The organism is Agrobacterium sp. A3-95 (assembly GCF_053521785.1).
This window is the reverse complement of sequence record NZ_JBNWDR010000003.1, coordinates 439,192-451,537: the sequence shown is the minus strand read 5'-3', so window position 1 is coordinate 451,537 and position 12,346 is coordinate 439,192. Positions and strand designations below refer to the sequence as shown.

Genomic DNA, 12,346 nt, shown 5'->3' with positions numbered 1-12,346 from the left:
TGCCACAAAACGGTCATATTATCGAACCTGTCAACAACAGGAGGCACCCATGGGACTTACAAAATCTCTCAATGCCTTGGCAGTCGGTTTGGCGTTTTTGTTCGTAGCGATGATGCTTTTCATCTGACGAGACGTGAAGACCAAACGCAGAAAAGAACCGTAGATGACACGAGTTTGAAAAGCGCAGGTCCTGTCGGGCCTGCGCTTTTTTCCTGTCGTAAATGGGATATCTGAAATCAGGCGGCGCTGCGGCGCAAACGCTCAAGACCGAGGTTCTCAAGCACCGCATCGACCAGCGGCGCACGGTTCATGGTGTAGAGATGGAACTCGTTGACACCGCGCCGTTGAAGATCGGCGATCTGCTCGGCAGCAACTTCCGCCGCAACGCGGGCGCGTCCCTCGAGATCGTCATCATAACCTGCAAAACGCTCATCAAGAAAACTGGGCACACTGGTACCGCAGCGGCCGGCGAAACGCTTGAGCTGGGTCAGGTTCTGGATCGGCATGATACCCGGAACCACCGGAATGGTGATGCCCGCAGCCGTAACCCGCTCCATGTAGCGCTCGAACACGTCATTATCGAAGAAGAACTGCGTCAACGCCCGCGTTGCGCCATTGTCCGCCTTGCGCTTCAGCATATCGATATCGACCGCATCGCTGGCGCTCTCCGGGTGCTTTTCGGGATAGGCAGAAACGGAAACCTCGAAATCGCCGATATCGCGTAGCCCCTTCACCAGGGCGGCAGCATTCTCGTAACCTTGCGGATGCGGCCTGTAATCCGTGCCGATACCGGTCGACGGATCGCCGCGCAGCGCCACGAAATGGCGAACGCCAGCATTGCGAAACTCTTCAACGACCTGATGCACGTCGTCACGGCTGGCATCAACGCAGGTCAGGTGCGCGGCGGTCGGCAGATGACTGTCACCGATCATCCGGCGCACCGCATCCAGCGTCGGCGCCTTGGTGGAACCGCCCGCGCCATAGGTGACGGAGACGAAATCCGGATCCCATTTCTTCAGCTCGGCAACCGTTTCCCAGAGCTGGTTCTCCATCTCGGGGTTCTTGGGCGGGAAAAACTCGAAAGATAACCGGATATCGCCCCGGATTTCGCCATTGTGGCGCGCGGTTTCCGACCTCAACATATCATGCCCTCCCGGCAGCAAGTAAAACGGCCTCTTGCACCACATCGTCTGCCATCAGCAGCCGCTGGTCGCGGGCAACCCATATCGTGACGTCCAAGGATTCATCGGACGCCCGTTCAGAATGAAGATCGACGGCACGGTCGAGCACGAGCCCGGCCTTTTTCAGCCATTCATCCATAAGCGGATGCGAAAAGCCGAGCCGCACATGTGCATGCTCATCACGAAGATGCTCGAAGGAATGCGGTGCAAGATCGATGACGATCAGCCGGCCACCGGGACGCAACATGCGGGCGGCTTCGGAAAGCGCGATCTCCGGCTGGTCGAGAAAATGCAGAACCTGATGGATGACGATCAGATCGAAATCCTGGCCTTCCAGCGGCAGGTTGAGAATATCGCCATGGCGAACGGATGCATTGACCACGCCCGCCTTGTCCAGATTGGAGCGCGCCACCGACAACATGTCGCGGCTGGCATCGACCCCGATTGCCCGGCGATAGATGCCGCTCAGAAGCTGCAGAATGCGGCCCGTGCCGGTACCGAGATCGAGCAGCGAGTCGATCGGGGTGGTTCCGACCAGCTTCAGCAACGCCCCTTCCACGGCCTCGTCGCTCACATGCAGGCGGCGCAGCTCGTCCCAGGCGGAGGCATTGCGGCTGAAATAATCCTGCGCCCGCTCCGCCCTCACCCGCTTGACGGTGGCAAGGCGTTCGCTGTCGCGCTGGAGAACGGCGTCAGAGGGCGATGCGGCGCCCAGCAGCTGCCTGATAACAACGGCGGGCTCGCCATCCTGCCGCAGGCGGAAATAGGCCCAGGCGCCTTCCTGATAGCGCTCGATCAACCCTTCTTCCGTCAAAAGCTTGAGATGACGGGAAATACGGGGCTGGGACTGGCCGAGAATTTCGGTGAGATCGGTGACGGTCAGATCGCCGGCCGCCAGAAGCGCCAGCAAGCGAAAGCGCGTCGGCTCGCCGGCCGCCTTCAAGAGATCCACCAATTTATCCAAACCGAACGCCACGTCTGCCGCACCTTGCAATCTAATCAACATATAAAGATATCTTTATGTCGGCGTGACGCGAGATGCAAGCGCAATTTGCCACGCTCTCCCCTCAAGCCCCATTTATTGCATCAAAAAAGGCCCGCTTTTGGGCGGGCCTTTCTGAAGTGATCCGAGAACAGGATTAGCGCGTCAGGCGCTTGTAGCTGACGCGGCCGGGCTTGATGCTCTCAGGGCCGAGACGACGGACCTTGTCCTTTTCATAGTCTTCGAAGTTGCCTTCGAACCATTCCACGTGGCTGTCACCCTCGAAGGCGAGGATGTGAGTGGCCAGACGGTCGAGGAACATGCGATCGTGGCTGATGATAACGGCGCAACCGGCGAAGGCTTCCAGCGCTTCTTCGAGCGCTGCCAGCGTTTCCGTATCAAGGTCGTTGGTCGGTTCATCGAGCAGCAGCACGTTGCCGCCTGCCTTCAGCATCTTGGCAAGGTGAACGCGGTTACGCTGACCACCGGAGAGGTTGCCGACCTTCTGCTGCTGATCGCCGCCCTTGAAGTTGAAGGCGCCGCAATAAGCGCGGGAGTTCGTTTCGAACTTGCCGAGCTTGATGATGTCGTTGCCGCCGGAGATTTCCTCCCAGACGGTTTTGTCACCCGCCAGCGTATCGCGGCTCTGGTCGACGTAACCAAGGTGCACGGTCTCACCAATGGTCACCGAACCGCTATCGGGCTTTTCCTGACCGGTGATCATGCGAAACAGCGTGGTTTTACCCGCACCGTTCGGGCCGATGACGCCGACGATGCCGCCCGGAGGCAGCTTGAAGGTGAGGTTTTCGATCAGAACCCGGTCACCATAGGACTTTGTGAGGTTTTCCGCCTCGATAACGACGCGGCCCAGACGCTCGGCGACCGGAATGACGATCTGCGCGTCGCCGGGACGGCGATTTTCAGCGGCTTCCACCAGTTCGTCATAAGCGCGGATACGCGCCTTGGACTTCGTCTGGCGAGCCTTGGGGCTGGAAGCGATCCACTCCTGTTCGCGGCTGATGGCCTTCTGGCGCGAGGCGTCTTCGCGGGATTCCTGCTGCATGCGCTTGGCTTTTGCCTGCAGATAGGCGGAATAGTTGCCTTCGTAGGGAATACCACGGCCACGGTCGAGTTCGAGAATCCAGCCGGTGACGTTGTCGAGGAAGTAGCGATCGTGGGTGATCATCATCACGGCGCCGGGATAGTCGCGCAGGTGCTTTTCGAGCCAGGCGATGGTTTCAGCGTCAAGATGGTTGGTCGGTTCGTCGAGCAGCAGCAGGTCAGGCTGCGAAAGCAGCAGCTTGCAGAGCGCCACGCGGCGACGCTCACCACCCGAAAGGCCGGTTACTGCCGAGTCGCCAGGCGGGCAACGCAGCGCATCCATGGCCATTTCGACCTGATTTTCCAGATCCCACAGGTTCTGGCTGTCAATGATGTCCTGAAGCTTTGCGCCCTCATCCGCCGTTTCGTCGGAATAGTTCATCATCAGCTCGTTGTAGCGGTCGACGATTGCCGTCTTGCTCGCCACACCTTCCATGACGTTTTCCATCACGGTCTTGTTTTCGTCGAGCTTCGGCTCCTGCTCGAGATAACCGAGCGTCGCACCCTCAGCGAGCCAGGCCTCACCGGTATATTCCTTGTCGAGACCGGCCATGATCTTCAAAACGGTCGACTTACCGGCACCGTTCGGACCGAGGATACCGATCTTGGCATCGGGGTAGAAGGAGAGATGGACGTTCTCAAGAACCTTCTTCGCGCCATAGGACTTGTTCAGCCCGGCCATGTGATAGATGAATTGACGTGCCATTGTAGCGAATGCTCCACATCGGATTTTAAAGAGTACGTATCGGGAAATTTGCCGCTATGTAGGGTAAATAGGACCTTGGGGCAACCTCTGGCACGATTATGACCCCATGATTATGACAAGGGATACCATGGCAGGCACGGGTGAAAGCATGAATGAGACGACGGATGACTTGACGTTCAGCCGGATTGAGAGGCTCGACGCTCCATCAGGCGCATCCATCGCCTTTCGCCACCAGCCCTCTGCCCTTTCTCCGGCGCGCGGCGTGCTGATGATCTGCCACGGCCTGGTGGAGCACGCCGGCCGTTACCGCCGTTTTGCCGATGTCATGGCAAAGCAGGGTTTCGAGGTCTATGCCCACGATCATCGTGGCCATGGCCGCACAAAGGCTGCCGATGCGCCGATTGGCCGCTTCGCTTGGAAGGACGGAGCCAGCAAGGTCGTTGCCGATGTCATGGCGATGCGCATGATGGTCGGCGAAAGACATCCCGGCCTGCCGGTCATCCTGTTCGGCCATTCCATGGGCGGCCTTGTGGCGCTCAACACCGCCGTCAGCCATCCGGATGCCTTTGATGGTCTGTCCATCTGGAATTCCAACCTCAATCCCGGTGTCATGGGCCGTCTTGCACAGATCGTGCTGCGCCTTGAAAAGATGCTGAAAGGCTCTGATGTGCCGAGCGCCATCCTGCCCAAAGCAACCTTCCGTGCCTGGAATGCCAGAATGCCGGAAAAACGCACTCATGCGGACTGGCTGAGCCATGACAGGGTAGCGGTGGACGCTTATGTGGAGGATCCGCTTTGCCAGTTCGAGGCGAGCGTCTCCCTGTGGCAGGACGTCTTTGAATTGTCCTATCGTGCGCCGAGGCTCATCGAACGCCTGCCGAAGACGCTGCCGATTTTGCTTGTCAGCGGCGATCAGGATGCCGCGACCAATGACGGCAAGGAGATCGTCTGGCTTGCCGAACGCTTCCGCGAAGCGGGTTTCGGCCATGTCGAACACACGATCTATCGGGGCATGCGCCACGAAACCCTGAACGAGATCGGCTGGCAAGCCGTAGCTGCGGATTTCGCCGCCTGGTGCGGCCGCGTCGTTGGCAACTGACGAGCCTTTGCCGAAACGGAATAAGTCCATGAGATAAAATCACATGCGGCAATGCGGGGAGACGTCTATAAACCGGCAAGCAGAAAACACCGGGGGACAAATGACCGAAACGCCGAACAGGAAACCGCCACTATCAGGCATTCGCGTCATCGAACTGGCGCGTGTTCTGGCCGGTCCCTGGGCGGGGCAGATGCTGGCCGATATGGGTGCGGATGTCATCAAGGTCGAGAACCCTGAAGGTGGAGACGATACCCGCGCATGGGGTCCGCCCTTTGTCGAAAGCGCCGATGGCGAAAACCTCTCCGCCGCCTATTACCATGCCACCAATCGCGGCAAACGCTCCATCGTCGCCGATCTCAAGACGGCGGAAGGCTGTGCGCTGGTGCGGCGGCTCGTGCGAACCGCCGATGTTGTCATCGAGAATTTCAAACGCGGCGGGCTTGCCAAATATGGCCTCGACTATGAGAGTCTCAGGGTTCTCAATCCGAAGCTGATCTATTGCTCCATCACCGGCTTCGGCCAGACCGGACCCTATGCCGATTTCGCCGGTTACGACTATATCGTGCAGGGCATGTCCGGTTTCATGTCGATCACCGGCGAACCCGACGGTCAGCCTATGAAGGCGGGCGTTGCCGTTGCCGATATCTTCACCGGCATCTATTCCGTGTCAGCCATTCAGGCCGCGCTGATCCACGCCATGCGGTCAGGTGAAGGCCAGCATATCGACATGGCGCTTCTGGACGTGCAGTCGGCCGTGCTCGCCAACCAGAATATGAATTACCTGATTTCCGGCAATGCCCCCGTCAGGCTCGGCAACGCCCATCCGAATATTTCCCCCTATGAGGTGGTGCCGACGGCTGATGGTTTCCTGATCCTCGCGGTCGGCAATGACGGCCAGTTCCGCCGCCTCTGTAATATTCTCGGCATTGGCGCGATTGCCGATGACGAGCGTTACGCGACAAACAAGGCCCGCGTGGCGCACAAGGTCGAGGTGCGGCGGATCGTTTCCACCGAAACGCTGAAATGGCAGAAGCGCGATCTTCTGACCGCCTGCGAGCAGAACGCCGTACCGGCCGGGCCAATCAACTCCATCGAGGAAATGTTCGCCGATCCACAAGTTCAGGCACGCGGCCTGCGTGTTGATCTCGAGGCGCAGGATGGCACCGTCATCCCCGGTGTGCGGACACCGATTATCATGTCACAGACGCCGCTGCGTTACGAACGCCCGAGCCCGAAGCTTGGCGAGCATCAGGCGCAAGTGCTGGCCGAACTGGAAAACATCGAAAGGACCACGACGCCATGAAAGCAACCGGAATGAAAAGAACAGGCGGACAACTGATCGTCGAAGCGCTGAAAGCCAATGGCGTCTCCCGCGTTTCCTGCGTTCCCGGTGAAAGCTATCTGGCGGTGCTGGACGCGCTCTATGAAAGCGGCATCGAAACCGTGGTCTGCCGCCAGGAAGGCGGCGCTGCCATGATGGCCGACACCTGGGGCAGGCTGACCGGCGAACCCGGCATCTGCATGGTAACGCGCGGTCCCGGCGCAACCAACGCCTCGGCCGGCCTGCATATCGCAAGGCAGGATTCCATTCCGATGATCCTGTTCATCGGCCAGGTACAGCGCGAAGCCCGCGAGCGTGAGGCGTTTCAGGAAGTGGAATATCGCCGCGCCTTTACCGAATTCGCCAAATGGGTGGGCGAGATCGACGATGCGCGCCGCATTCCGGAATTCGTCACCCGCGCCTTTGCCGTCGCCACCTCCGGCCGCCCCGGCCCCGTGGTGCTGACGTTACCCGAAGACATGCTGGTTGAAGAGGTTGAAGCCCCCGAGGCAAAGCCCTATACCCCGGTCGAAGCGCATCCCGGCCCGTCGCAGATCGCCGCTTTCTCAAAAATGCTGAGCGAGGCCAAGCGGCCAATCTTCATCATAGGCGGCACACGGTGGTCCGAAGAAAGCGTCGCAAGCTTCACGGCTTTTTCCGAAAAGAACAAACTGCCCGTCGGCTGTTCCTTCCGTCGCCAGATGCTGTTCGATCACTTGAGCCCGTCTTACGCGGGCGATGTCGGCATCGGCATCAACCCGGCCTTGGCGAAGGAAATCAAGGAAGCCGACCTCGTGGTGCTGCTCGGCGGTCGCCTCTCGGAAATGCCTTCCTCCGGCTACACGCTGATCGACATTCCCTACCCGTCGCAAAAACTTGTCCACATCTACCCGGAAGCCGAAGAGCTTGGCCGCGTCTATCGCCCCGATCTCCCAATCTGCGCCTCACCGGATGATTTCGTCGCCGCCCTTTCTTCCGTAACGCTCCCCGATAACGCGGCCTGGGCGGACCGCACGGCCACCATGCATTCGGCTTACCTCACCTGGTCGACACCGCCGCAGACCGGTCCGGGCGCGGTGCAGATGGGTCCGATAATGGACTGGATCGAGGCCAACGTGCCGGATGATGCCATCTTCACCAATGGCGCGGGCAACTATGCCACCTGGGTGCACCGCTTCCACCGCTTCCGCCGCTTCAACACTCAATCGGCGCCGACCTCCGGCTCGATGGGGTACGGCCTGCCGGCGGCCGTGGCCGCCAAGCACCTGTTTCCCGAGCGCGAGGTGATCTGCTTTGCCGGTGATGGCTGCTTCATGATGCATGGGCAGGAATTCATCACCGCCGTGCGGTATGGACTGCCTATCATCACCGTGCTGGTCAATAACGGCACCTATGGCACGATCCGCATGCATCAGGAGCGGGAATATCCCGGCCGCGTCAGCGGCACCGATCTCGTCAACCCGGATTTCGCGGCCTTCGCCAAGGCCTATGGTGGCCACGGCGAAACGGTCGAAAAGACGCAAGACTTCGCCGCCGCCTTCGAACACGCCCGGGCAAGCGGCAAGCCCGCCATCATCGAGGTGAAGCTGGATGCCGAAGCGATCACGCCAACCCGCACGCTGACCCAGATCAGAAGCCGGACCTGATATTGCGCATGGACATGGCTCCGGCATGGTGTAAATCCTGACTAGAACATACAGGTTAGGAGACGACATGCCGGATGCAGCCCCTCCCGTCATCACCCCACGTGGCGCAAAGATCGAACCTTCGGCCGGTGCGCCATTCGAGGCCGTGCGCGTGGCACGCGATGTCCTGCACACATCCCGCACAGCGGCGCTCGCGACCCTCGATCCGGTCAGCGGTTATCCCTATACGACCGCCACCAATATCGGCATAGAGCCGGATGGTACGCCGTTCTTCTTCGCGGCGGGCCTGACGCTGCATGCCCGAAACATGGAGGCCGACCCGCGTATCTCGTTGACACTTGCCCCCTTCGGCAAGGGTGACGCGCTGACGCTGCCGCGGCTGACACTGGTAGGCAAGGCGGAACTGATCGATCCGGAAGAAATCCCGCTTGCCAGACAGCGCTACATCGACCGCTATCCCAAGGCAAAACTCTACCTCTCTCTTCCCGATACAAGGCTCTACCGGCTGCGGACAGAGGGCGTGCAGATCAATGGTGGCCCTGCCCGCAATGCCAGCAACATCAAACCTGCCGATCTGCGCAGTGACCTTTCCGGCGCGGAACAGCTGATGGCTGCGGCAGCGGACGAGGCCGCGCGCCTCAACGCCATCAAGGGTGAGGCATCACGGCTGGCCGCTCTTGCGGGTGCGAAAACCGCACGCTGGAAAATCACTTCCGTAGACCCTGATGGTATCGACCTCGCCTCAGCCAACGACCTGGCACGGCTGTGGTTTGCAGAACGGGTGAAGACGTTGAAGCAGCTTGAGAAGGCGCTCGCCCAGCCAGTGAAGTGATGGGCGCAAGCGATTCACAAACCTGGGACAATCGCCTCTCCTCCGTCATGCTCGGGCCTGTTCCGAGCATCTGCTACCTATCAATTTGCGATACGTGATTGGATCCTCGGGGCAAGCCCGAGGATGACAAAACGGGCGTTTCGAATTTTCCCAACAAAAAAAGCCGGGCTGCATTCCGCAACCCGGCCTTTTCTCAAAATCAAACCGTTAGTCAGAGAGCAGCGGTAACGATGAACTCAACCTTGTAGTCCGGAGTAGCAAGCGCCGCTTCGCTGGTGGCGCGGGCCGGCGGGTTTGCCGGGTCGATCCACCCTTCCCAGACGGCGTTCATTTCGCCGAAGGTGGACATGTCGGAGAGGTAGATGATGGTCTGCAGGATCTTCGACTTGTCGGAACCGGCAGCGGCCAGCAGACGATCGACTTCAGCCAGCGCCGACTTGCTCTGATCGGTCACGGACACGCCCTCACCGACCTGGCCGGCCAGATAAACGGTGTTGCCGTGGATGACGGCGCCGCTCATGCGCTTGCCCGGTTCGATACGCTTGATGGTCATGGAAAACTCCTGTTGATTGGCTTTAGAAAATCGAATTATCCGCGGAAAATCAGCCGCGCAGGTGGTGGGTCTTTTCGTAGATCGCGGTCGAGCGCGCGCCGGAACGGCAATAGCCGAGCATCGGGCGCTGCAATTCGTCAAGCGCATCCACCATGCCGGTAACCGCATCCGCATCGACGCCGTAGCGGCCAACCGGTACATGCACGATGGTCAGGCCAAGCTGTTCGGCACGCTCGGCGATATCGGCGAAAAGCGGCTGGCCTTCTTCTTCGCCATCCGGGCGGTGGCAGACGATCGACTTGAAGCCGAGTGCCTTGACCTCGTCGAGATCGGCAACGCTGATCTGTCCCGTGACCGAATATTCGTCGTCTATGCGCCTGATATCCATATTAATGCCTCCGCTTAAACCGGCGCCTTGGCGCCGCTGGCACGCTGTCGCCACTGTCTGAAATCCGCATCCGATGTAAGGGCTCAAAACTCTTGCGTCAATGATGCGGCGCCTTCATTCGGTACACCATTCAGTCCCCTATTCAGAGGATGGAAAAGCGAAGACCATAGGAGCGGCTTTCGCCCGGCTGCAGCATATTGAACTCGCCGGCGGCCTCAAGCTCGCCGCGCCCCACCCAGCGGTGCGAAACCGGTTCGATGCCAAGCACATTGGCCGGATCCTTCTGGTTCCGCCACATCTGCAGATAGGGCAACGTCTCCGTGCCGAAACGTACTTTCAGCGTCTTGCCGCCAATTGCGGCAATCGGACCGAGCGCAAGTTCCGCCCATTCGTCCTGACCGGCGGGTACACAGAACACCGTGCCCGGCTCCTCGCCAAAGCGCCAGCCATGACCACCGCCATCGAACATGGCACCTTCCAGCCGAACGGCCTCGTCAAACAGCCGCGCGCCGACATTCATGTGGTACATCAGAAAGACCGGGATCGGCCGCGAACTCGTATTGACGATCCGGTCATCGAGGCTCACTTCTCCGCTTTCGCCATCGATGCGCCATGTCCGCTCGAGAAGGGCCGTGTCGCCATCGGCAAGGTTCACGGGAACCTCGGCACGCGCCAATGCATTGGACTCATGAACATCGAAGGCAACTATTTTGGCGGGATGCGCGGAGAAGGACCCATGCAAAGGATATCGACGCCCCTCGCCCTCACCGCCGATCGGTTCGGGATGGCGGATATGATCGGGACCGCAGGTGAACAGAAAGCCTTCCAGCGAATGGTCAATGCGCGGATCGCCATCATCTGGAATGGCACGGCCGGGCGCGATGTCGATACCATCGACAACACAGGCGCCAATATCGAAAACGGAGGTTTCATCGAGGAAAATGCGTGGCGATTTGCCGGCCTGAAACGAACGCAAGACAACCTCCCTGTGGCAGTAAAAGCGCAATAATCACGGAAACGCTACTAACCGTGACGTAAATTAAGATTGCTTTAACCGTGAATTCACCTTTTTCACAATAGGGTCAAGATTACGGTGTGTTTATCGGTGAACGAAGTAAGGGATAGCAGAATCGTGAAACAGTTTGTTAACGCAGCTCTGGGTCTGGCGATTGCCTTGGCGGCGGTTTGCGCGCCTATACAGGCTGGCGCGCAGCAGCGTTATGGCTATCAGGAACAGCCGGTTCTGGTGACGCCGGATGGCCGTGTTCTCGATTTCGTGCCCCAACGTGGCGACATCGTCATCAGTCGCGACAATATGGGCCGCACGGTATTTTATGATCGGTACGGCAACCTGCTGGCCACTGAAATGCCGTCAGGCTATCAGCAGCGGCAACAGGTACAGCAGCGCGACACAACCTATTACCCCCCCGCCCCCGGCGGTGAATATCGTGAGCCGCAGCGCGATTACGGTTATCAGGATAATGGAAGCGTGCGCGATTACCGCGAATATCGCGGCAATGGTTCCGGCGACGATGTCTATACCGGCTCGGTTCCGGGCCCGGGCGCTGTCGAAAGCGCGCCGCTCAACCAGCCGATGCCCGAAGAAAGCACCACGGCTGCCGTTCCGCAGCCGCAGCACCTGATCGAACGCCACACGCCCGTCACCACACCGGTCAACCGGTCTCGCCAGGAGATCGTGGCACTTCAGACTTTCCTCGACCGCGAAGGCATCTCGCCCGGCGTGATCGATGGCAAGATGGGCGACAACGTCAACAAGGCGATTGCCGCCTGGCAGGACATGACCGGCGAAAAGCTCGACCCGAACAATTCCGAGGACATTCTCGAGCGTCTGCGCGCCTCCGGCGGCATGCCGATCGTCGATTATACGATCACCGCAGCCGATGCAGCCGGCCCCTATGTCGCCTCCATTCCGGATGACTATGCCGAGAAGTCGCAGCTACCCGCCCTCTCCTTCACCTCCACGTCGGAGGCGTTGGCCGAACGCTTCCACATGGACGAGACCTATCTGAAAGAACTGAACCCCGGCATCGATTTCTCCGTGCCCGGCACCATCATCAAGGTGGTCAATCCCGGGGAACCCAAAAAGGGACAGGTGGCCCGCATCGTCGCGCATAAGGGCATCAAGCAGGTCTTCGCCTATGGAGAGGATGGCGCTCTGATCGCCGCTTATCCCGCCACCATCGGTTCTACCGACACGCCTTCGCCAAGCGGCACGCACACCGTCGAGCGCGTCGCGCTTAATCCGGGTTACACCTACAATCCGAAGATCAACTTCAGGCAGGGCCAGAACGACAAGATCCTGCAAATTCCGCCCGGTCCAAACGGCCCTGTCGGCACAGTCTGGATTGCCCTGTCCAAACCGACCTACGGTATCCACGGCACGCCGGAACCCTCGAAGATCGGCAAGACCAACAGCCACGGCTGTATCCGCCTCACCAACTGGGATGCAACGGAGCTGGCAAAAATGGTACGCCCCGGCGTCGTGGTTGAGTTCGCGGAATAGGTTTGACCGCGAA

11 protein-coding genes are annotated in these 12,346 nt (G+C 59.7%); 5 read left to right on the top strand and 6 right to left on the bottom strand.

Annotated features, from left to right (window positions below; genetic code table 11):
- Positions 1–236: 236 nt before the first annotated feature.
- The 3 genes from metF to ettA form a co-directional block, all read right to left on the bottom strand.
- On the bottom strand, positions 237–1,142 hold the full coding sequence (gene metF, locus ACQZ5Y_RS11560) for a methylenetetrahydrofolate reductase [NAD(P)H] (RefSeq protein ID WP_162803564.1): 906 nt from the start codon (positions 1,140–1,142) through the stop codon (positions 237–239).
- Between the two features lies 1 nt (position 1,143).
- The gene (locus ACQZ5Y_RS11555; RefSeq protein WP_019565268.1) at positions 1,144–2,157 is read right to left on the bottom strand and encodes an ArsR/SmtB family transcription factor; all 1,014 of its coding nucleotides are present in this window, start codon (positions 2,155–2,157) and stop codon (positions 1,144–1,146) included.
- Between the two features lie 163 nt (positions 2,158–2,320).
- Entirely contained in the window at positions 2,321–3,970 is a 1,650-nt protein-coding gene (gene ettA / locus ACQZ5Y_RS11550) for an energy-dependent translational throttle protein EttA (protein ID WP_003513287.1), read from the bottom strand.
- Positions 3,971–4,097: 127 nt separating this feature from the next.
- Between ettA and ACQZ5Y_RS11545 the strand changes: the two genes are divergently transcribed.
- The 4 genes from ACQZ5Y_RS11545 to ACQZ5Y_RS11530 all read left to right on the top strand — a co-directional run bounded on the left by ACQZ5Y_RS11545 (position 4,098) and on the right by ACQZ5Y_RS11530 (position 8,868).
- Positions 4,098–5,069, top strand: coding sequence for an alpha/beta fold hydrolase (locus ACQZ5Y_RS11545; RefSeq protein WP_174050021.1), 972 nt, complete (start codon positions 4,098–4,100; stop codon positions 5,067–5,069).
- A gap of 100 nt (positions 5,070–5,169) precedes the next feature.
- Positions 5,170–6,372 carry a succinate--glutarate CoA-transferase gene (caiB, locus tag ACQZ5Y_RS11540; protein WP_111798747.1) on the top strand — a complete coding sequence of 401 codons (1,203 nt, stop codon included), beginning with the start codon at positions 5,170–5,172 and terminating at the stop codon, positions 6,370–6,372.
- On the top strand, positions 6,369–8,036 hold the full coding sequence (locus ACQZ5Y_RS11535) for a thiamine pyrophosphate-binding protein (protein ID WP_174049769.1): 1,668 nt from the start codon (positions 6,369–6,371) through the stop codon (positions 8,034–8,036). Before caiB ends, ACQZ5Y_RS11535 begins: the two co-directional genes overlap by 4 nt.
- Before the next feature lie 67 nt (positions 8,037–8,103).
- Positions 8,104–8,868, top strand: coding sequence for a HugZ family pyridoxamine 5'-phosphate oxidase (locus ACQZ5Y_RS11530; protein ID WP_174049771.1), 765 nt, complete (start codon positions 8,104–8,106; stop codon positions 8,866–8,868).
- Positions 8,869–9,079: 211 nt separating this feature from the next.
- Here the strand turns inward: ACQZ5Y_RS11530 and ACQZ5Y_RS11525 are convergent, their stop codons facing one another.
- The 3 genes from ACQZ5Y_RS11525 to ACQZ5Y_RS11515 all read right to left on the bottom strand — a co-directional run bounded on the left by ACQZ5Y_RS11525 (position 9,080) and on the right by ACQZ5Y_RS11515 (position 10,785).
- Positions 9,080–9,421: a RidA family protein gene (locus tag ACQZ5Y_RS11525; RefSeq protein WP_003513295.1), complete on the bottom strand. Its 342-nt coding sequence runs from the start codon at positions 9,419–9,421 to the stop codon at positions 9,080–9,082.
- Between the two features lie 49 nt (positions 9,422–9,470).
- Entirely contained in the window at positions 9,471–9,809 is a 339-nt protein-coding gene (locus tag ACQZ5Y_RS11520; protein ID WP_003513297.1) for a protein tyrosine phosphatase family protein, read from the bottom strand.
- A 142-nt stretch (positions 9,810–9,951) separates the two neighbouring features.
- Positions 9,952–10,785, bottom strand: coding sequence for an aldose 1-epimerase family protein (locus tag ACQZ5Y_RS11515; RefSeq protein WP_112154036.1), 834 nt, complete (start codon positions 10,783–10,785; stop codon positions 9,952–9,954).
- A 156-nt stretch (positions 10,786–10,941) separates the two neighbouring features.
- Here ACQZ5Y_RS11515 and ACQZ5Y_RS11510 point away from each other — a divergent pair, with 156 nt between their 5' ends.
- Complete coding sequence (locus ACQZ5Y_RS11510) at positions 10,942–12,333, top strand: L,D-transpeptidase family protein (protein WP_111783570.1); 1,392 nt, start codon at positions 10,942–10,944, stop codon at positions 12,331–12,333.
- Positions 12,334–12,346: the final 13 nt, after the last annotated feature.